Annotated in this window: 17 protein-coding genes; 11 read left to right on the top strand and 6 right to left on the bottom strand. The window is 71.2% G+C overall.

Features of this window, described 5'->3' with window-relative positions:
• The first annotated feature begins 29 nt into the window (after positions 1 to 29).
• The 3 genes from ACTWQR_RS28840 (at position 30) to ACTWQR_RS28830 (ending at position 4,233) form a co-directional block, all read left to right on the top strand.
• Positions 30 to 854, top strand: a complete 825-nt coding sequence (locus ACTWQR_RS28840) for an MOSC domain-containing protein (protein ID WP_443230106.1) — start codon at positions 30 to 32, stop codon at positions 852 to 854.
• A 160-nt stretch (positions 855 to 1,014) separates the two neighbouring features.
• On the top strand, positions 1,015 to 1,620 hold the full coding sequence (locus ACTWQR_RS28835; protein WP_443230105.1) for an Rv1733c family protein: 606 nt from the start codon (positions 1,015 to 1,017) through the stop codon (positions 1,618 to 1,620).
• Between the two features lie 177 nt (positions 1,621 to 1,797).
• Positions 1,798 to 4,233, top strand: a complete 2,436-nt coding sequence (locus ACTWQR_RS28830) for a right-handed parallel beta-helix repeat-containing protein (protein ID WP_443230104.1) — start codon at positions 1,798 to 1,800, stop codon at positions 4,231 to 4,233.
• Positions 4,234 to 4,237: 4 nt separating this feature from the next.
• Here ACTWQR_RS28830 and ACTWQR_RS28825 read toward each other — a convergent pair whose 3' ends face one another.
• Positions 4,238 to 6,646, bottom strand: coding sequence for a hypothetical protein (locus ACTWQR_RS28825; RefSeq protein ID WP_443230103.1), 2,409 nt, complete (start codon positions 6,644 to 6,646; stop codon positions 4,238 to 4,240).
• 292 nt (positions 6,647 to 6,938) lie between these two features.
• Between ACTWQR_RS28825 and ACTWQR_RS28820 the strand changes: the two genes are divergently transcribed.
• Both ACTWQR_RS28820 and ACTWQR_RS28815 read left to right on the top strand, forming a co-directional pair.
• Positions 6,939 to 7,796 carry a DeoR/GlpR family DNA-binding transcription regulator gene (locus tag ACTWQR_RS28820; RefSeq protein WP_443230102.1) on the top strand — a complete coding sequence of 286 codons (858 nt, stop codon included), beginning with the start codon at positions 6,939 to 6,941 and terminating at the stop codon, positions 7,794 to 7,796.
• 130 nt (positions 7,797 to 7,926) lie between these two features.
• A complete protein-coding gene (locus ACTWQR_RS28815; protein ID WP_443230101.1) occupies positions 7,927 to 8,406 on the top strand; it encodes an SRPBCC family protein in 480 nt (159 codons plus the stop codon).
• A gap of 127 nt (positions 8,407 to 8,533) precedes the next feature.
• Here the strand turns inward: ACTWQR_RS28815 and ACTWQR_RS28810 are convergent, their stop codons facing one another.
• Entirely contained in the window at positions 8,534 to 9,667 is a 1,134-nt protein-coding gene (locus tag ACTWQR_RS28810; protein WP_443230100.1) for a PLP-dependent cysteine synthase family protein, read from the bottom strand.
• Between the two features lie 331 nt (positions 9,668 to 9,998).
• Here ACTWQR_RS28810 and ACTWQR_RS28805 point away from each other — a divergent pair, with 331 nt between their 5' ends.
• On the top strand, positions 9,999 to 10,322 hold the full coding sequence (locus ACTWQR_RS28805) for a hypothetical protein (protein ID WP_443230099.1): 324 nt from the start codon (positions 9,999 to 10,001) through the stop codon (positions 10,320 to 10,322).
• Between the two features lie 214 nt (positions 10,323 to 10,536).
• Complete coding sequence (locus ACTWQR_RS28800; RefSeq protein WP_443230098.1) at positions 10,537 to 11,070, top strand: ATP-binding protein; 534 nt, start codon at positions 10,537 to 10,539, stop codon at positions 11,068 to 11,070.
• Positions 11,071 to 11,144: 74 nt separating this feature from the next.
• Here the strand turns inward: ACTWQR_RS28800 and ACTWQR_RS28795 are convergent, their stop codons facing one another.
• The 3 genes from ACTWQR_RS28795 to ACTWQR_RS28785 are packed head-to-tail and all read right to left on the bottom strand — an operon-like array spanning position 11,145 to position 14,781.
• Entirely contained in the window at positions 11,145 to 13,706 is a 2,562-nt protein-coding gene (locus tag ACTWQR_RS28795; protein WP_443230097.1) for an ABC transporter permease, read from the bottom strand.
• Positions 13,703 to 14,482, bottom strand: coding sequence for an ABC transporter ATP-binding protein (locus ACTWQR_RS28790; protein ID WP_443230096.1), 780 nt, complete (start codon positions 14,480 to 14,482; stop codon positions 13,703 to 13,705). Before ACTWQR_RS28790 ends, ACTWQR_RS28795 begins: the two co-directional genes overlap by 4 nt.
• The gene (locus ACTWQR_RS28785; protein WP_443230095.1) at positions 14,479 to 14,781 is read right to left on the bottom strand and encodes an SHOCT domain-containing protein; all 303 of its coding nucleotides are present in this window, start codon (positions 14,779 to 14,781) and stop codon (positions 14,479 to 14,481) included. The genes ACTWQR_RS28790 and ACTWQR_RS28785 overlap by 4 nt, the downstream gene beginning before the upstream one ends.
• 182 nt (positions 14,782 to 14,963) lie before the next feature.
• Here ACTWQR_RS28785 and ACTWQR_RS28780 point away from each other — a divergent pair, with 182 nt between their 5' ends.
• The 3 genes from ACTWQR_RS28780 to ACTWQR_RS28770 all read left to right on the top strand — a co-directional run bounded on the left by ACTWQR_RS28780 (position 14,964) and on the right by ACTWQR_RS28770 (position 17,136).
• The gene (locus tag ACTWQR_RS28780; protein ID WP_443230094.1) at positions 14,964 to 15,539 is read left to right on the top strand and encodes a TetR/AcrR family transcriptional regulator; all 576 of its coding nucleotides are present in this window, start codon (positions 14,964 to 14,966) and stop codon (positions 15,537 to 15,539) included.
• A 71-nt stretch (positions 15,540 to 15,610) separates the two neighbouring features.
• Entirely contained in the window at positions 15,611 to 16,195 is a 585-nt protein-coding gene (locus tag ACTWQR_RS28775; protein WP_443230093.1) for a DUF4865 family protein, read from the top strand.
• A 23-nt stretch (positions 16,196 to 16,218) separates the two neighbouring features.
• Positions 16,219 to 17,136: a phosphotriesterase family protein gene (locus ACTWQR_RS28770; protein ID WP_443230131.1), complete on the top strand. Its 918-nt coding sequence runs from the start codon at positions 16,219 to 16,221 to the stop codon at positions 17,134 to 17,136.
• Between the two features lie 17 nt (positions 17,137 to 17,153).
• Here the strand turns inward: ACTWQR_RS28770 and ACTWQR_RS28765 are convergent, their stop codons facing one another.
• Entirely contained in the window at positions 17,154 to 18,650 is a 1,497-nt protein-coding gene (locus tag ACTWQR_RS28765) for a ketol-acid reductoisomerase (protein WP_443230092.1), read from the bottom strand.
• Positions 18,651 to 18,739: 89 nt separating this feature from the next.
• On the opposite strand from ACTWQR_RS28765, the gene ilvY reads away from it, so the two are divergent.
• Positions 18,740 to 19,627: an HTH-type transcriptional activator IlvY gene (gene ilvY, locus ACTWQR_RS28760; RefSeq protein ID WP_443230091.1), complete on the top strand. Its 888-nt coding sequence runs from the start codon at positions 18,740 to 18,742 to the stop codon at positions 19,625 to 19,627.
• The last annotated feature ends 20 nt before the right edge of the window (positions 19,628 to 19,647 follow it).

The following is a 19,647-nucleotide window of genomic DNA, read 5'->3' as shown; positions in this document are numbered from 1 at the left end:
TTGTCCGTGCTCGCTGGCAGGATGGCCTCATGTCGAAGCCGGTGCTGCACTCGATCCACTTCTATCCGCTGAAGGCGGCCAGGGGGCATGCCCCGCGCGAGGCCGTAGTGGAGCCATGGGGTCTGGCGGGCGACCGGCGCTGGGTACTGATCGACGAGGCAGGCAAGGTTGTCACCCAACGCCCTCAGCCGCGCATGGCGTTGGCCGCCGCCGAGCCGTTGCCCGGCGGCGGTATCGGGTTGTCCGCGCCCGGCCGTGAGCCGCTGACCGTCCCCGTGCGCGAGCCGACGGGGACGACGACGGTGGAAATCTGGAGCGACAAGGTGGAGGGGGTCCTCGCCGACGCCGCGGCACACGCCTGGTTCAGCGACTATCTCGGCACCCAGGTGCGTCTCGTGCACCTCGACGACCCGGCCACGCGCCGGCCCATCGACCCGGAGTTCGCACGGCCGGGCGAGACCGTCAGCTTCGCCGACGGCTATCCCTTGCTGCTCACCACGCTCGCCTCGCTCGACGCCCTCAACGCGCTTGTCGCGCAGGGCGACCGGCACGGCGAGGGCCCGCTCCCCATGAACCGCTTCCGGCCGAACGTGGTCGTCGAGGGCACCGCCTCCTGGGCCGAGGACGACTGGTCCCGTCTCGCCATCGGGGAGGTCACCTTCCGGGTCGCCAAGATGTGCGGACGCTGCGTCGTGACCACCACCGATCAGACAACCGCCGAGCGGGGCAGGGAGCCGCTGCGCACCCTCGCGCGCCACCGCCGCTTCGGCGACAAACTGGTCTTCGGGCAGAACCTCGTGCCGGAGTCCCCCGGCACGGTCCGCGTGGGCGATCCGGTCGTGATCCTCGAATAGCCCCTCTCGTGGGGAACACTGGCGCCGGGCACGGCCGTTGAGCTTCATGAGAAGTTCATGAGAGGCCGGTACGAGGGGTGATTTCGCTCTCTCTTCCCCGGCCCCGCGCGTGAACGACTCCGTTGGGGGTTATCACGGACGCGGAAGGGGGTGCGGGACAGTGCGGGCAATCAGGGGACTCTGGCGTTGGCGGCACAACCCGCTGCGGCGACCGACGGACCTCGCCGAGGCGTGGCTGGCGCTGGCCGCGCTGCTGCTGATCCTCGTCGCCGCGCCCCTGCTCGGTCTGCTGGTCGGAGGGCTCGCCCAGGACGCCCTGCAGCAGTCCGTGCGGGAGCAGCGACAGGACCGCCATCCGGTGGTCGCGACCGTCATCAAGAAAGCGGACCGCACCCCGCTCGACCCCGACCCCGAGACGGCCTCGGGGCGTGACTCCCACAGCCGCGTCGTCGCCAACTGGACGGCACCGGACGGCACCGCGCGGCGCGACACGGTCATGGCGGCGCTCGACTCCCCGCACCGCGGCGACCACTTCACGCTGTGGACGGACGAGCAAGGCCGAATAGTCGGCCGGCCACTGGACACCGCGACCGCGGCGACACACGCGGTTCTCGCCGGATTCGGCACGGCCGCAGTGTGCGCGGGTCTCGTGGAGGGTGCCCGGCGGCTGATGGTCTGGCGCATGGTGCGGCGCAGGTACGTCCGTTGGGACCAGGCATGGTCGCAGGCCGGGCCGGACTGGGGCAGGACGGGCACGGGCAGCTGACAGCCTCCCCGCTCCGGTCAACCGGCCGCCTCCGCGCACGCTACGGTGGACCGGCCGAGGTGTTCGGCACCGTCGTGAGAGGCTTTTCTCGTTGCCCGTAAGCCGAGTTGGTCCGGCCGGGTATCGGCGACAGCCTCTCAGGACCCGCGTACGACAAGGTGGGGGCACAACAGCGCCATGGCACAGGGCACGGTCCAGGTGACGCACACCGGTACGTCGCGGTGGCGGCGCCGCACGGGTGAGTACGCATCGCTCGCCGCGGCCCTGGAGGCCGCGGCCGACGGTGATGTCCTCACCGTCGCTGCCGGGACCTACCGGGAGAACCTCGTGGTCCAGCGAGCGGTGACGCTGCGTGGCCCCGAGGGCTCCCCCGGCTCGGTGCGCATCGCGCCCATCGACGGAGTGCCTCTCACGGTGCGTGCCTCCGCCGTGGTCCAGGACCTGCTCGTGGAGGGCCAGGACTCGGCCGCGCCCGCGCTGCTCGTCGAGGAGGGCACTCCGGAGCTCATGGACATCCGGATCGTCACGCGGTCCGCGGCCGGGATCGAGGTGCGCGGTGGTGCGCGTCCGACGGTCCGGCGATGCACGGTGGACAATCCGGCGGGCATCGGTATCGCCGTACTGGACGGCGGGGGCGGGGTGTTCGAGGAGTGCGAGGTCGTCGCGGCCGGCCAGTCGGGCATCGCCGTGCGCGGGGGCGCCCATCCACGCCTGGAACGCTGCCGGGTGCACCACACCTCGGGCGCGGGCCTGTCGGTGACGGGCGAGCAGTCCGCCCTCGAAGCGGTGGGCTGCGAGGTGTACGAGGTCAGGGGCAGCGGCATACAGGTCACCGCACGGGCCACGGCGCATCTCACCGACTGCGATGTGCACCGTACGACCGCGGACGGCGTCACGCTCGACACGGACGCCGTGCTGACACTCGCCGACTGCCGCATCCACGACATCCCGGAGAACGCGATCGACCTGCGTTCCCGCTCGGTCCTCACCATGACCCGTTCCACCGTGCGGCAGTTCGGGCGCAACGGTCTGTCGGTCTGGGACCCCGGCACCCGCGTGGACGCCAACCAGTGCGAGATCCACGACAGTACGGGCGACTACCCCGCGGTGTGGGTCAGCGACGGCGCGACCGTCGTGCTCGACTCCTGCCGGGTGCACGACGTGCCGGACGCCCTCTTCGTCCTCGACCGCGGCTCGCGCGCGGACGTCGTCGACAGCGACATCTCGCAAGTGCGCAACACGGCGGTTTCGGTGAGTGACGGCGCCACCGCGCAGCTCGACGACTGCCGGATCCGGGACGCCGCGACAGGCGCCTGGTTCCGCGACCACGGCAGCGGCGGGACGCTCTCGGGCTGCACCGTGGACGGCACGCAGACGGGTGTGATCGTCACCAAGGGCGCCGACCCCACGATCGAGCGGTGCACCATCACCTCGCCGGCGGAGGCGGGCTTCTACGTGTCCGCGGGCGGCCGGGGCAGCTTCCACGGCTGCCGGGTCACGGGCAGCGGAGGCTACGGGTTCCATGTGATCGACGGCAGCCGTACGACGCTCAAGAAGTGCCGTACGGAGCGGTGTGCGCGCGGCGGTTACGAGTTCGCGGACGCCGGCGGCGACCAGGCCTCCGGCACCGGCCCCACGGTCGAGGACTGCACGAGCGACGAGAGCGCCGGTGTGCGCCCCCCGGCGCACGAGACCGCCGTGCAGACCACGAGCCAGTCCCCCGGCCTGCTGGGGGCGATCCCGGGCCAGCGCGCCACCGAGCAGGAGCCGCTCGTCACCCCACAGGGACCGGAGCCGGCCGCGCGGACGTCGAAGGCGGTGCTCGGTGAACTGGACGCACTGGTGGGCCTGGACAGCGTCAAGCGTGAGGTGCGGGCCCTCACCGACATGATCGAAGTGGGCCGCCGCCGCCAACTGGCGGGCCTGAAAGCGGCCTCCGCGCGGCGCCATCTGGTCTTCACGGGCTCGCCAGGCACAGGCAAGACGACGGTCGCCCGGCTGTACGGCGAGATCCTGGCCTCGCTCGGCGTCCTGGAGAAGGGGCATCTCGTCGAGGTGTCCCGGGTCGACCTGGTCGGCGAGCACATCGGCTCCACAGCCATCCGTACGCAGGAGGCTTTCGACAAGGCGCGCGGCGGGGTGCTGTTCATCGACGAGGCGTACGCGCTCTCGCCGGAGGACTCGGGGCGCGACTTCGGCCGCGAGGCCATCGACACGCTCGTGAAGCTGATGGAGGACCACCGGGAGGCCGTGGTGGTGATCGTCGCGGGCTATACGGCCGAGATGGAACGCTTCTTGTCGGTCAACCCCGGGGTGGCGTCCCGTTTCTCACGGACCATCACCTTCAGCGACTACGACGCCGAGGAGCTGCTGCGGATCGTGGAGCAGCAGGCCGAGGAGCACGAGTACCAGTTGGCGCCCGGCGCGTCCGAGGCGCTGATCAAGTACTTCACGGCGATCCCGAAGGGGCCCGCGTTCGGCAACGGCCGTACCGCGCGGCAGACCTTCGAGGCGATGGTGGAGCGGCACGCGGGGCGGGTCGCCCAGCTCGACGAGCCGAGCACGGACGACCTCACCCTGCTGTACGCGGAGGACCTGCCGGACCTTCCATGAGGCCTCATCCCGTCGGCGATGGGTCCAGCTGCGGCTCGTGAGGCCCGTCCGACTCGCTCTCCGGGCGCGGGCCCGGCACTCCCGGCCTGAGCCGCGCGAGCAGCTTCTCCCGCTCCCGCGCGAACGCCGGGTCCGCCTGGTACTCGGAGTGTCCGAGGATCGGCGCGGGCAGCGGGTGCTCTTGGGTGCGGCCGTAGGCCAGCGGATCCTGGAGAGGTTCGTGGTCGACCTGCGGACCGCAGTCGCCGGGGAGCCGGACGGGGCCGCCGATGGGGTCGGTGGCCCGGTACAGGTTGCGCCAGCAGTCGACCTCGCGGTGCAGGCTGCTGAGCGCGGCGGGCCCGAAGTGGGCCGGGAACCAGCGCCCGTAGAGCCGCTCCAGAGGTGAGCCGTACGTCAGCAACGCGACCCGCTTGCGTACCGACGGCTTGAGCTGCCAGGCCGCGGCGGCCGCGAGGACACTGCCCTGGGAGTGGCCGGAGATGACGAGGCGGCCGCCCGTGGTGCTGGTCCAGGTGGCCATGCGCCAGGTCAGGTCGGGCACGGCGCGCTCGGCGTAGCAGGGGGGAGCGAAGGGATGAGCCGCGCGCGGCCAGAAGGTGCCGACGTCCCACAGGATGCCGATGGTGCGCCGGGCCGAGGGGTCCTTGTAGGCGCGGCGGCCCGAGGCTACGAACAGTATGAAGCCGGCGCCGATCAGCCAGGAGCCGAGCGCCTGCGCGGTGTCGGCGGCGCCCTGCACGATGGCGTGCGCGCCGTGCGCGGCCTCACCCGGGACCTTGTCGGTGGTCATGGCACCCACGAGGGCCAGTGCGCCCAGGAGCAGCGTCACGGTGGAGGTGATGCCGACGATCAGGGGCGCCCGGTCGGTGAGGGCGGCCATCGCGCGCGTACTCGCGATGCGACGGGTACGCGCGGTGTCCTTGGGCTCTTCCTCGTAGTCCCGTTCCACGGCGGCCATCTCGGAGCGGCGCAGCACCATGGTGCGCCAGGCCAGCCAGCCGATGAGTCCCAGCAGGACGACGATGAGGGGCGGGATGACGGATGCCTGCCAGGTCAGGAAGACGGGCGGGCCCTTGATCGTTCCTCCGGTGCCGTCCAGCCAGTCGGCGACGCGCTGGGCCACGCCGCCGGACATCACGCCGCCCAGGGCGCAGGCCAGCATCGCGACGGCGGGCCCGGCCAGGCCGCGCATCGCGGTACGGGTGTCCGGGTGGGCGCGGTACAGGAGGTGGGCCACCACCCCGAGCGCGACCACGAGCAGGCCTTGGCCGAGGGCGATGGCGCCGAAGATCGCGTCGCCGGGCAGCCGGCGCTCCGACTGCCATTCCGGGCGCGACCAGCCTGCGTACACGAGGGTGAGCGCGAGCAGGATGAGCGAACCGATGGGCAGCCAGCACACCACGCTTCGGTCGAGGTGCTGGTCGAGACGGTTCTCGCTGCGGCCCCGGCGGCAGACCACCCACAGCACGACGACCGCGCCCACCGCGAGCGTTGCCTCCAGGAGCCGGCCGAGCGCCTCCAGGGCGACCGGGCCGCCAGCATCGCGGTCGTAGCGGGCGGCGGAGGTGCCGACCGCCGCGACCACCGTCAGCAGGCCCGCGGCGGCGTGCGCGGCGCGCAGCCGGGCCACGAGGCGGCGCCCGTACCAGAAGCCGGGGCGGCCGAGCCCGGCCCGGCCGCTCTCCTCGTCGGACTCGTCCTGCCGCGACATCGGCTGCGCGGACTCGTACGTGCTCCAGGTGCGGTGCGAGAGGTACCAGAGGAGGCCGGTGAGGGCGGCGGGCACGAGGGAGGCGAGGGCGAGGCGGCGGCCGGGCTGGCTCCACCAGCGCTCCTCGGAGCCGGCGTCGGCCGGGGAGAGGAAGCCCAGCCAGGAGTGCTGCTGCGCACACGCGCGCGTGCCCGCGCACTGCCAGGCGGTCAGGTCGAGGGCCACCTCGCAGGCGGCAGCGACCAGCAGCACCGTGAGGGTCAGGCCCGCCAGGCGGACGAGCAGGCCGTAGAGGCGTACCGTCCGCGTCCGGTTGTCGCTCACCGTGGGCCGCATCCAGTGGGCAAGGTTGACCACCATGAACGGAAGGAGCAGTAACCACAGCGCCCGGGAGCCGTTGCCGGAGGTCAGGTTGCACCAGACGTACGCCTCGGGCACCGGTTTGCTCCGGTGCTCCTCGGGCCGTTCTTCCGCTTCTTTTCGCGCTTCTTCTTCCGCTTCGGTGTCGTCGACGCGCCGGAAGACCGCCGCCGTGTCGTCACCGGTGATCCGGACGGTCCGCGGATCGTTCAACATTTCCTCGGGCGTCGTGCCGCCGACGCCGTGGACCAGCAGTTCGAGTGCGGTGTCGGCCGTCATGGGCCGCTGCTCGGAGCCGCTCGCCTCGTCCGTCGAGGTCCGCTCCTGTGGACGCTCCACTGTTCCGTTTCCCCCGTGATACCCGTGTGGCATATGTGTCATGTTCAGGTACAAGGATCTCTCTTGCGCTGCCCGTGCGCACCACTCGTCACGGAATCTCCCCGATCCGTGTGACAGTGACGAACAAAAGATGACAGCGTGACGTGTGCGCATCGCCACAGGCAGTGGCGCGACCTGCGGGGACCCATGCAAGGATGGGGCGTCCCGGGGACCGGAGGCGTGAAGAAACGCCCTTGTCGGAGGATGTCCAGGAACATGTCGGCGTGTCGAGGCGAAAGGAACCGGAGCGGACGTGAGCGAGAATCAGAACCTCCTCGCGGAGCAGCGACGCGCTCTGATCCTCGACGAGGTCCGGCGGCGCGGCGGCGTCCGCGTCAACGAACTCACCAGGAAACTCGGCGTCTCCGACATGACGGTCCGCCGTGACCTCGACGCACTCGCCCGGCAGGGCGTGGTGGAGAAGGTGCACGGCGGCGCCGTACCTGTGGTCGAGGCGAGCACCCACGAGCCCGGCTTCGAGGCAAAGTCGGGCTTGGAGCTGACCGCCAAGGAGGACATCGCGCGGGCCGCCGCGGCCATGGTCACGCCGGGGACGGCGATCGCGCTGTCGGGCGGTACGACGACGTACGCCCTCGCCCATCAGCTCCTCGACGTGCCGGATCTGACCGTGGTCACCAACTCGGTACGCGTGGCCGACGTCTTCCACTCCGCACAGCGCACCTCGGGGCAGCGGCCGGGGGCGGCGACGGTCGTCCTGACCGGTGGCGTGCGCACCCCGTCCGACTCGCTGGTGGGGCCCGTCGCGGACCAGGCGATCGAGGCGCTCCACTTCGACGTCCTCTTCTTGGGTGTGCACGGCATATCGGTCGAGGCCGGCCTGTCGACCCCGAACCTGGCGGAGGCCGAGACCAACCGGCGGCTCGTGCAGTCCGCGCGACGTGTCGTCGTGGTCGCGGACCACACCAAGTGGGGCACGGTCGGCCTGAGTTCGTTCGCCGCGCTGGAGCAGATCGACACGCTGGTCACCGACGCCGGGCTGCCCGCCGAAGCGCGTACGGAGGTCTCCGAGCACCTGCGGCGTCTGGTGGTGGCGGGCGAGCCGGACAACGGCACGGACAGCACGGACGACAATGACGGTACAGACATCTGACGGTCCGCCAGCTAAGGTGACCGTGCCCGCGCGCACACCCCGCTTCACCTCGGGTTCGAGGTTCCGTGGGTCGGGGATTCCGTGGGCCTGAGGTTCCGTCCGGATTCGTTCCCGCGAGGGGGTTCCGTACATGGCTCGCCGACTGCGCCCGGTGGGGCTCGACTTCATCGACACCGCTCCGGTGCGTCTGGTGTTCGCGAGAGAGGTGACCGCGTCTCCCGAGGCGGTCTTTCGCGCGCTGGCCGAGGATGTGGCCGGCTGGCCGGAGTGGTTCTCGGCGGTGACGCTCGCCCGGTCGACCGAAGGCGGCGCCGGGCGGCAGATCCGCCTCAAGGGCGGGACACGCTTCCAGGAGACGGTCATCGCGGCCGAGCCCGCCGAGGTCTACGCCTACCGCGTCGACGAGACCAACGCCCCCGGAGTCCGCGCCCTCATCGAGGAGTGGCGGCTCACCCGGCAGGCGACGGGGACACGGGTCCAATGGACCTGGGCCGCCGACGGAACGGCCGCGTTCCGGTTCGCGACAAAGCTGGGCCGGTCGGGCCTGGGCCGCGCGTTCCGCGACGCGGTGACAAAGCTGGATCGCCGGCTGAGCTCTACGCACGCGTGAGACGGGACGACGTGCCCAGGGCCGAGGTGGCGGCCGGCCGGGGCGCCCCTCACGGGCGCGGGGAACTGCGCGACCAGCCACGGATGACCCGCAGTCTGCGTACCGCGTTCCCCGCGGCGTGCTCCGCTCAGTCCGGCCAGACCCCGGTAACGAGCAGCGACTCGATCGCCGCCGCATACGGAGCGATATCCAGTCCCTGACCGGCCAGCCACTCGTCCGAGTAGTACTTGTCCAGATAGCGGTCCCCGGGGTCACACAGCAGCGTGACGACGCTCCCCGTACGCCCCGCCGCCACCATCTCGGCGACGATCTTCAGCGCGCCCCACAGACCCGTACCGGTCGAGCCGCCCGCCTTGCGCCCTATGGCCTGTTCCAGGGCCCGCACGGCGGCCACGCTGGCCGCGTCCGGCACCTTCATCATCCGATCGATGGCGCCCGGCACGAAGCTCGGCTCCATGCGCGGCCGGCCGATGCCCTCGATGCGCGAACCGCAGTCGGTGGTGACGTTCGCGTCGCCCGTGGTCCAGCCCTCGAAGAAACAGGAGTTCTCCGGGTCAGCCACACAGATGCGGGTGTTGTGCTGCATGTAGTGCACGTATCGCGCGATGGTCGCCGACGTGCCGCCGGTGCCGGCCGTGGCGACGATCCACGCGGGTTCGGGGTACCGCTCCAGCTCCAGCTGGCGGTAGATCGATTCGGCGATGTTGTTGTTGCCGCGCCAGTCCGTGGCCCGCTCCGCGTAGGTGAACTGGTCCATGAAGTGCCCGCCGGTCTGGGCCGCCAGGGCCGCCGACTCCGCGTACATCGTCCGCGGGTCGTCGACGAAGTGGCACTGCCCGCCGTGGAACTCGATCAGGCGGCATTTCTCGGCGCTGGTCGTGCGGGGCATGACCGCGATGAAGGGCACCCCGATCAGCTTGGCGAAATACGCCTCGGAGACGGCAGTGGATCCGCTGGACGCCTCGATGACAGGGCGGTCGTGGCGGATCCAGCCGTTGCACAGGCCGTACAGGAAGAGCGAGCGCGCCAGGCGGTGCTTGAGGCTGCCGGTGGGGTGGGTGGACTCGTCCTTGAGATACAGGTCGATGCCCCACTTCTCGGGGAGCGGGAAGCGCAGCAGATGCGTGTCGGCCGAGCGGTTGGCATCGGCCTGGACCTTGCGTACGGCTTCCTTCAGCCAGTGCCGGTACTCCGTGTCGCTGCGGTCGACATCGAGCGTGGCGATCGGCTCATAGGGGCGGGCCTGCTGTGGGGTCGTCACGGCGGGGCTCCTTCGGGTCGCGCCGACGCCGGTTCACCCGGTCGGACACCCCGATCATAGACACCTTCCGCACCCTCCTCACCTGCATAAACATAACTTTGAGCCCCTCAAAGCAACCCCTGGTGCACCTGTGCGCGGGCGGTGGGGGGCGCATCCGCGCGAGTGCGCCGGAGAGCACCTGTGACGTCGTCATGCGCACTGGTGCTCGACGCCGGACGCGGGCAGACTGCACCGCAGGGGACGGCGATCCCATGCGGGGATGCACACTGGATCAGGATCCACGCCGGATCACGACAGAGCACCACCGAAGCGCACTAGGGGGCGGGGCACAATGGCGGAGCCGGAGTTCACAGCCACAGGCGTGCGGATCGGAAAGAGGCTGCGTTCGCTCACGCGGGCCGGACAGGTCCGGATCAGCGGCGGCAGGCTGGAGTTGCTCACCAGTTACGGCAGCGAGATCGACAGCGCGCCGGTACAGGCGGTCCGGGCGTCGAAGCCCTGGTTCGCCCACGACGACCGGGCGCTGGCGGACGTCAACGGCACGCGCTATCTGCTCACCCTGGGTGACCACGACCCGGCTCCGGGGGAGCCCGGCCCACCGGCGGCCCGCCGGTTCATCGAGGCCGTACGCAAGGCGGCGGGGCGCGGGCACTGAGGCTCCGGCCGCCACAAGTACAGCTGCCCGGATCGCCGCGAGTTGCGGGGCCGCACCTCCTGGGTCACGCTGTTCTCACGTCACTCTGGGTTTACCGGCGATAACGCTGCGAACCAGCCCGCCGGCCACCAACAGCAGGCGGCCGTCGCGCGCAGGCAGCCCGCTGGATCCGTACTCCGTCTTCTTCCGGACCTCAATTCGGGGAGTCGCAGCCGTGATCAGCCAGCCAAGCAGGCATTGCACGGTGGAGCTCCAAGCCCTGCCGTCGCGGATCGGCCAGGTCCGCAGAATCGTCTCTGCGCAGTTGCGCTACTGGCATCTGGACGCCTTGATAGACCGGGCCGCGCTCGGTGTGACGGAGCTGTTGACCAACGTCCACCAGCACGCCCGGCCCGACAAGCTGTGCACCGTGGAGATCGAGCTGCTGCTCGACCGGCTCACGGTGTCGGTGCACGACCACGACCCCCGGCTGCCCGAGGTACGGGACGCCGACGCTTCCGACACCTGCGGGCGCGGGCTCGCGATGATCGCCGCGGTCAGCGAGAGCTGGGGTGTGCGCCCGGACGGCGAGTCGGGCAAGGTCGTGTGGTTCACGCTTCCGGCATCCTCCCCCACGGCGGCGCTGCCTCCCTGCCCGCCGTACGGCGCGGCCGCGGAGTCGCCCGCCCGCAGCTTCGCGGAGGTGGAGCACGCCGCCGGCGTGCTCAAGGCCGGACACGCTCCCGCCCGGTCGGCCGTTGCCGGCTGACCGGGCGGTGACCAAGGCCTCCTCCGTCACCTGGTTCACACGACGGCGAAGGCCCGTCATTCCGCGATGGCCCGTCATTCGGTGGCGATGGCGCGCAGCACGTCGAGGCGTGCGGCCCGCCGGGCCGGGCGCCAGCCCGCGAGGGCTCCGGCCGCGAGGCCCACCAGGGCCACCACCAGGAGCTGGACCGGCGGCACCGCGAAGGCGAAGGCGCTGTCGGAGGCTCCGTCGGATGCCTTGACCAGTACCCAGCCGAGGAACCCGCCGAGCGCGAGTCCGCCCGCCGTGCCGAACGCGGCGACCAGCACCGACTCCCAGCGGACCATGGCGCGCAGCTGTGAACGGGTCTGCCCGACGGCCCGCAACAGGCCGAGTTCACGGGTGCGTTCGTGGACCGCCAGCGTCAGCGTGTTGGCGATTCCGAGCAGCGCGATGAGCACCGCGAGCGCGAGCAGCGCGTAGACCAGGGTGAGCATCATGTCGATGCCGCCGGCCGAGGACTGCGCGTACTCGTCGCGGGTCTGCACCTCCGGATTGCCGTACGCCGCCGCGACCTTCTCGACCGCAGTCTTGCCGTCTGCCGCGCTCACGCCGTCCTTGAAGGAGACGGCGACAAGCGTGTCGGAGTCCTGGGTGCGGTGCGGGGCCCAGGCGTCGCGGGTGATGACGTAGTCGCCGGCGAGTTCCGACTGGCCGTAGACCGCGCGGACCGTGAAGGTCTCCTTCTCGCCGTCGGTGAAGGCGAGTTGAGTGGTGTCGCCGGTCTTGAGACCCTGCTTGTCGGCCTCGTTCTGGGTGATGGCGATGCCGTCTGCTCCCAGGTCCTGGAGCGAGCCCTGGACCTTGCCGAGGTCGAAGGTGCGGGCGAGCGCGACCGGGTCGGTGACCGTCAACGCCCTTCCCTCGCCCTCGACTTCGGCGACTCCTCGGCCGAGTCCGACCGCCGTGTCGACCTCGGGCCGCTCGGCGATCGCACCGGCGAGCCTCGGGCTCAGTCCGCTGCCGCCCGCCCCGAACGACGGGGTGCTCACCGCGACATCACCCGCGAAGGACCGGGACACCGTCTGGTCCATGGTGGCCTTCAGGGAAGCGCCGAACACCGTGAACAACGAGACGACGGCGACGCCGATCATCAACGCGCTCGCGGTGGCGGCGGTCCGCTTCGGGCTGCGCAGGGCGTTGCGGCGGGCCAGGCCGCCGGTGACTCCGCGCAGTCGGTCGAGGGGGCTGCCCAGGACGCGTACGGCGGTGGTCGACGCGACCGGGCCGAGGACCACGAAGGCGGCCAGTGCCAACAGGGCCCCGGCGCCCGCGAGCCACAGGGAGGGACTGACGATGACACCGGTCAGTGTGATGGCGACCGCCAGTGCGGCGAGACCGGTGCCGACGACCGCGCAGGTGCGGGACGCGCCGGACTGGTCGACGGACGTCTCCCGCAGCGCTGCCAGGGGTGCGGTGCGCCCGGCGCGTACGGCGGGCAGCAGCGCGGAGCCGAGGCAGACCACGACGCCGACCGCGAGCGGCAGGATCATCGCCAGGCCGCTGATCACCAAGTCGCCCTCGGGGAACGGGAATCCGATGGCCGGGAACAGTGCCTGGAGGCCGGCCGCGATACCGATGCCGCCCGCGAGACCGGCGGCGGACGCCGCAACGGCGACCGCGCTCGCCTCGACGAGGGTCGAGGCGGTGACCTGGCGCCGCGAGGCGCCGAGGGCTCGCAACAGGGCGTTTTCGCGGGTGCGTTGGGCGACGACGATCGCGAAGGTGTTGTGGATGGAGAAGGTCGCGACCAGCAGCGCCACACCGGAGAACACCAGCAGGAAGGTGGTGAAGAGGCTCAGGAACTGCCCGGAGATCATGTCGTTGTTCTCCTCGGCCAGCTCCTGCCCGGTGATCGCCTCAATTCCCTTGGGGAGTACGGGAGTCAGGGCGTCGACGAGTTCCTGCTGCCCGGTGCCGGGACCGGCTCGCACCAGGATGCTCGCGGCCTCTCCGGGCCTCGCGGTCAGGTACTTCTCGGCGTCGGCCTGTGTCATGCCGGTGAAGGTCACCTGCGCCATGCCGTCCTCGCCGCCGAAGGTCGCGAGGCCGACGATCGTCACCTTGACCGGATCGGGCGTCCGCAGCGTCGTCGTGTCGCCGATCCTCAAGTCGCCCGTCTCGGCCGCGCCGCGGTTGACGACGACCTCGCCTGACTTCGACGGGGCCCGCCCTTCGGCGAGTTGGTACGAGTTGAGTTTCGGGTCGTCGATCCAGTTGCCCGCGAGCGTGGGCGGTCCCTCGCCGCCGATCGGCTTGCCGTTCGCGGCGACGAGTTGGCCCGCGCCCTGGATGTTGGGCACGGCGGCGGCGACACCGGGCGTCTCGTCGACGGTCTTCACCAGGTCCGTGTCGACGGGCTGGCGCACGCCTTCGCTCTCGCCGGGCGTGGTGATGGTGTCGGCGCTGCGGACGACGGCGTCCGTGCCGCTGGTCGCGTTGCCGAACATCGTGTCGAAGCTGGCGCGCAGCGTGTCGCCCATGACGAGGGTGCCGGCCAGGAAGGCGACGCCGAGCAGCACCGCCAGGAAGGTACCGGCGAAGCGTCGTTTGTGAGCGCGCAGGGACGACACGCTGATCCGCACGGACGCGTTCATGATGGTGCCCCCTTGCTGTCGAAGGCCTTCATGCGGTCGAGGACCTTGTCGGCCGTGGGGGATTCCATCCGGTCCACGAGGCGGCCGTCGGCGAGGAAGACGACCTCGTCGGCATGCGCGGCGGCGACCGGGTCGTGGGTGACCATGACGACCGTGCGGTCCATCTGGCGTACGGCCCGGCCGAGGAGGTTCAGGACCTCCTCGCCGGAGCGCGAGTCGAGGTTGCCGGTCGGCTCGTCGGCGAAGACGACATCGGGCTGTCCGGCGAACGCGCGGGCCACGGCGACGCGTTGCTGCTGTCCGCCGGAGAGCTCGGACGGACGGTGGTGCAGCCGGTCGCGCAGCCCCACGACGTCGACGAGCGCGTCGATCCACTCCGCCGAGCCGTTGCCCTTGCCCTTGCCGCCCGCGAGGTCCATGGGCAGCGTGATGTTCTCCGCGACGGTCAGCGTCGGCACCAGGTTGAAGGCCTGGAAGACGAAGCCGATGCGCTCGCGGCGCAGCATCGTGAGGCGGCGGTCGTCGAGTTTGCTCAGTTCGGTGTCGCCGATGAACGCCGCCCCGGAGGTGAGGGCGTCCAGGCCGGCCGCGCAGTGCATCAGGGTGGACTTGCCGGAGCCCGAGGGCCCCATGATCGCGGTGAAGCGCCCGGCCGGAAACGTGACGCTGACCGCGTCCAGGGCCCGCACGGCGGTGTCGCCGCTGCCGTACACCTTCACGGCGTCGGCGACACGTGCCGCGGTCTTCGTGCCCTTCGTGGCGGTCGCGGTGCTCATGCCGCACCGCCCTTGCCCGTACGCCCGAACTGCTCGTCCAGGACGGAGAGCCGGCGCCAGTACTCGTCCTCGTCGATCTCGCCGGAGGCGAAGCGCCGGCCGAGCATCGCGATCGGCGAGTCGCCGGTGGTACGGGCGTCCGTGCGGGCGTCGTCCATAGCGCGCCACGGGCCTCGGCGACCGCGCCACACGGTACGGCGAAGGAGGGTTACGACGCCGATCACGACAGCCGCCCAGATCAGCGGGAAGAACAGGATCCACGGGCCGGGGCCGCCGTCCCAGTGCGCGAGAGTCTGCATCTGAAGTCATCTCCTCAAGTGGCTGTCTCTGGCTGTTTCTGGCTGTTTCGGTGATGCTTCGAGACTCGTCCCGGGAGGGGGTCCGGGTCGTCATACGGTCAGCGGCAGTGTGCGTACCCCCGCGGGAGTACGCAGTGGGCGCGCGGCTGCTTCCACACCCCCGCACTTCTGTACCTACTGGTATGTACAGTGGGTGCATGAGCACTCCGGAGCGACTGATCGAGGCCACCCGCGAGCTGCTGTGGGAGCGCGGCTACGTGGGCACCAGCCCCAAGGCGATCCTGCAGCGGTCGGGCGCCGGTCAGGGCAGCATGTACCACCACTTCACCGGCAAGTCCGACCTGGCCCTGGCCGCGATTGGGCGCACGGCGGAGGAAATGCGCGCTACCGCCGAGGGAGTACTCGGCGGCCCTGGTTCTCCCTACCAGCGCATCGAGGCCTATCTCCGGCGCGAGCGCGATGTGCTGCGCGGCTGCCCGGTCGGGCGGCTCACGATGGACCCGGAGGTCATCGAGAGCGACGAGCTGCGCGCGCCCGTCGACGAGACGCTGGACTGGTTGCGCGAGCGGCTCGCCGGGATCGTCGAAGAGGGCCAGGAGCGGGGCGAGTTCGCGCCCTCGCTGGACGGCGAGGAGATCGCCGCGGTGATCGTCTCGACAGTCCAGGGCGGCTATGTACTGGCGCGCGCGTCCGGGTCGGCTGCCGCCTTCGACACGGGAGTGCGCGGGCTGCTCTCCCTGCTCTCCCGTGCTCGGTGACGCGCGCGGACACTCCGTGCGAGGAACACCGAGTCCGAGTCCGAATCCTGAGTCCCGAGGAAGGCGCCTCCGTGCACGCGATGCAGTACGAGCTCACTTTGCCCGCCGACTACGACATGGGGATCATCCGCGACCGGGTGTCCCGCGTCGGGCACCTGCTCGACGACTGGGACGGCCTCGGTCTCAAGGCCTATCTGATGCGCGAGCGCGGGGTGGACGGCTCGCCGGTCAACCAGTACGGGCCGTTCTACCTGTGGCACACCCCCGAGGGCATGAACTCCTTCCTCTGGGGCCCGGGCTTCCAGGGCCTGGTGAACGACTTCGGCCGCCCGGTCGTGCAGCACTGGATGGGCCTCGCGTACGAGGACGGGGTGTCCGCGGCCTCCGCGCCCCAGGTCGCGGTACGCAGGCGCGTGAGCGTTCCGGAGGGGGTCCCGCTCGCCGAGGTGACGCAGGAGGCCGTGCGGGAGGCCGGGAGGCTGGCCGCGCTGGACGGCGCGGTGTGTGCCGCAGTCGCCGTCGATCCGCGTCACTGGGAACTGGTGCACTTCTCCCTCTGGGCCCATGACACGCCCAAGGCGGCCGGCGAGGTGTACCGGGTACTGCATCTGTCGGCACCGGGGCGCGACCGGTTGGCGCGGGGTCGGCAGTGGTGAGCACGGCCGGTACGGCCCGACCGATACCCGCCGTCCCTGCTGTCCGTACGGTCCTGGGAGATGTATCCCCAGCGGACTTGGGGCTGTGCGACGCCCACGACCACCTGTTCCTCAGCAGCCCCCGGCTTCCCAGGCAGGAGTTGCGCGACGCGTCCGCCGCGACGGCCGAACTGGCCGCGTTCCGTGCGGCGGGCGGCGGCAGTGTCGTGCAGTGGACCCCGTACGGCCTGGGGCGGCGGGCCGCGGACCTGCCGTTGCTCGCCCGCTCCACCGGCGTCCACGTGGTCGCCGCGACCGGCCTTCACCAAGCCGCCCACTACGCCCCGGAGTTGCTCGGCGAACTGCGGGGCAGGCTAGCCGGCCTCTTCGTGTCCGAGCTGACGGAGGGCCTGGGCACCTCGGGAGTCCGAGCCGGGTTCATCAAGGTGGCGGGCGGCTTCCACGCGGTCGACGCGCACGCCCGCTGGACGATGACCGCGGCGGCCGAGGCGCACCACAGGACGGGTGCGCCCATCGCCGTACATCTGGAGCTGGGCACGGGCGCACTCGATGTACTCGACCTGCTGTGCGGCGAGTTGGGGGTGGCACCGCACCGGGTGATCCTCGGGCACCTCAACCGCTCCCCCGATCTGGTGGTTCATCGAGAGGCCGCCGACGCGGGCGCGTACCTCGCCTTCGACGGACCCTCCCGGGCCAACCACGCCACGGACTGGTGCATGCCGGACGCCGTACGGGCTCTCGCCGACGCCGGTTTCGGCGACCGGCTGCTGCTCGGCGGAGACACCACGACGGCCGGGGCACGCTCGGTGAACGGCGGGCCGGGGATGCCGTATCTGCTCCGCCGGGTGAAGCCACGACTCGAACTCGCGCTCGGCAAGGACCTGATGGGGAGAATCCTCACCGAGAACCCCGGGCGGGCGTTCTCCGCGGATTGGCCCTGAGGATCCGTCGGCCTCCCCTAGGCCACGGCGATGTCCACGGACGGCCGGAGCTTCGCGGCAGCGGCCAGGGCGCCGTGCACGGGATGGGTGTCGAAGGCGTCCAACAGGGCTTGGTCGGCCGGGAGCCGGGAGGCGGGGAAGGCGATCTGCTCGTACGCCGCCTGGAAGCGCGGGCCCCAGCGGCGGGCGCCGAGGCGGGCCGTACGGGAGCAGTTGTCGACCATGTACGCGACGCCGCGGGCGTGCATGTACGGCAGCAGTGAGTCGACGGCCTCGATGACCGACTCGTTGACGATCTCCGACCAGGGGTGGCCGCGCTCGACGAACTCATCGATCTGGGCCGTCATGGTGGCGACGAACACGCCGGCCGTGAACGGGTCGACGGGCAGGGTGCGTTGGGTCCGGCGGGCGCGGACCTCATCGCCCGCCGCCCACATCGGCGAGCCGCCGATCACGGTCATCGGGCGGCTGCCGAGCCGGCGTTCGGCGAGGATCACGCTGCGCAGCTCGGTGCCGTCGGCGACCTCGTCGTAGATCTCGGCCACGAGGTCGCGGGCAGGGCCGTAGGTGGCCGCGTACGCGCGGTCGAAGACGGCACGCGCGGCTGGGTCCAGGTTCTCGCGCACGGCCCGGAGGCCGTCGCCGGAAATCGTGCGGGCGATCGGGCCGGTGACGTTCTCGCAGGACCTCTCGTACGCAGTAACCGCGTCGTCGCCCGCGAGGCGGAAGCGCGTGTACAGGCTCTCGACGATGCCGTGGACGGCGCCCAGCAGGATCGCGCGCTCACCGACGATGTCGGAGAGGTACTCACTGTCGAGTGTGGTCCGGAAGGTGTACGGGGACCCCAGCGCGACCGACCAGCCCAGCGCGAGGTCGACCGCGCGTCCGTCGGGGTCGGCGTGGACCGCGAAACTGCTGTTGATCCCAGCGCCGTTGATCTCCGCGCCCTGTTCGTAGAGGCGCCGCACCGAGTCGCCCATCCCCTTGGGACAGACGGCGATCACGCCGTGCCCGGCGGGGAACTCGCCGCCGGTTTCCCGGAGATGGCCGAGCAGGAAGCCGTGTGACAGCCCGATGGTGGCGCCGGGCTTGAGCGCCGCGAAGATCTCCTCGTGGTGGGCGGCGAGCGCGGCGTCCGCGATCAGCAGGATCAGCAGATCACTCTCGGCGGTGACGGTGAGCCAGTCGCCGAGCGTGCCGTCCTCCTCGGTGAAGCCGTGCGCGCGGGCGTCGGCGGCCGAGACGGAGCCGGGGCGCAGTCCGACGGCGACGCGGATGTCCGTGTCGGCGAGCGAGTCCCTCAAGTTGCTTGCCTGGGCCCGGCCTTGAGGGCCCCAGCCGATGACGCCGACGCGGTGGACGCCCGCGAAGGCCCGCGGGAGGAGAGGGAAGAGGTGGCGGCCGCCGCGCAGGATGGTCTCGGCTCCGCCGGGGACGGCCATGGTTTCGAGCGGGAAGACGCTGGAGGTGTACGTCGTCGGGGTCCTGGTCGAGATGTGCGTGGTTGAGGGCATGGTCCGAGTTGTAGGCTCCGACCGAGTGTTGCGGCAAGCGCAACTTGTGCAGCGCACTGTTGCGTGAAGTGAAAGGACTAGGTGAGGGCATGCGTGACGACCACCGGGAGCTGCGTCTCTTCCTTCATTTGGCGCAGACCCTGAACTTCGGCCGGACGAGCCTCGACTGTCATGTCAGCCCGGCGACGCTCACCCGGACCGTGCAGCGGTTGGAGTCGGAGCTCGGCCACCGGCTCCTCGACCGCGGTCCGCGAGGTGTGGCGCTGACGGCGGAAGGCCACCGCTTCCGCGAATACGCCGTCCAGGCGATGGAGTTGTGGCGTGCGTACCGCGAGGAGCACCCCGACCCGGCCGAACTCACGGGCCGACTCGCCGTGTTCGCGACGGTGACGGCCTGTCAGGTGCTGCTGCCCGGCCTGCTGGCTCCCTTCCGGGCCGCGCATCCGCAGGTCCGCCTCGATCTACGGACCGGTGACGCGGCGGCCGCGCTGGCCAGGCTCGACGAGGGCGAGGTCGACGTGGCGGTCGCGGGCATCCCGGCGCGGTTGCCGGAACCCCTGGTCAGCCGGACGGTGGCGACGACCGAGCTGGTCTTCGTGACGGCCCGGGGGCGCACGGACGACGGGCTCGACGGGCCGTTCGTGCTGCCGCACCGCGGACTGGTACGGGAGGCGGCACACCGCTGGTTCCGCGCACACGGCACCACACCCGAGGTGGCGGCCGAACCCGACGGCCACGAGGGGCTGTTGACCCTGGTGGCACTCGGCTGCGGCACCGGTGTCGTACCCCGTCTCGTCCTCGACCACAGCGCGGTGCGCGACCGCCTGACGGTGCTTGCCGTCACTCCCCCGCCGGAGCCGTTCCCGATCGGTCTGTGCGTGCGCCGATCCGATCTGCGGCGGCCGTTGGTGGCGGCGTTGTGGAGCTTGACGGACGATACGGATAATCCGGACGGATCCGTCGGCGCCGCGACCTGAGCCTGCGCCACTCAGACCTG

The sequence above is a fragment of the Streptomyces sp. 2A115 genome, from assembly GCF_052245575.1.
GTDB lineage: Bacteria > Actinomycetota > Actinomycetes > Streptomycetales > Streptomycetaceae > Streptomyces.
Note: the sequence above shows the minus strand (reverse complement) of the source record. Positions and strands in the feature narration are given on the sequence as shown.

What these genes read in the sequence shown, in the direction of transcription:
- ACTWQR_RS28840 (WP_443230106.1), top strand. Translation starts at nt 30, where the DNA reads ATGTCGAAGCCGGTGCTGCACTCGATCCACTTCTATCCGCTGAAGGCG.
- ACTWQR_RS28830 (WP_443230104.1), top strand. Translation starts at nt 1,798, where the DNA reads ATGGCACAGGGCACGGTCCAGGTGACGCACACCGGTACGTCGCGGTGG.
- ACTWQR_RS28815 (WP_443230101.1), top strand. Translation starts at nt 7,927, where the DNA reads ATGGCTCGCCGACTGCGCCCGGTGGGGCTCGACTTCATCGACACCGCT.
- ACTWQR_RS28805 (WP_443230099.1), top strand. Translation starts at nt 9,999, where the DNA reads ATGGCGGAGCCGGAGTTCACAGCCACAGGCGTGCGGATCGGAAAGAGG.
- ACTWQR_RS28795 (WP_443230097.1), bottom strand. Translation starts at nt 13,706, where the DNA reads ATGAACGCGTCCGTGCGGATCAGCGTGTCGTCCCTGCGCGCTCACAAA.
- ACTWQR_RS28790 (WP_443230096.1), bottom strand. Translation starts at nt 14,482, where the DNA reads ATGAGCACCGCGACCGCCACGAAGGGCACGAAGACCGCGGCACGTGTC.
- ACTWQR_RS28785 (WP_443230095.1), bottom strand. Translation starts at nt 14,781, where the DNA reads ATGCAGACTCTCGCGCACTGGGACGGCGGCCCCGGCCCGTGGATCCTG.
- ACTWQR_RS28780 (WP_443230094.1), top strand. Translation starts at nt 14,964, where the DNA reads ATGTACAGTGGGTGCATGAGCACTCCGGAGCGACTGATCGAGGCCACC.
- ACTWQR_RS28765 (WP_443230092.1), bottom strand. Translation starts at nt 18,650, where the DNA reads ATGCCCTCAACCACGCACATCTCGACCAGGACCCCGACGACGTACACC.
- ilvY (WP_443230091.1), top strand. Translation starts at nt 18,740, where the DNA reads ATGCGTGACGACCACCGGGAGCTGCGTCTCTTCCTTCATTTGGCGCAG.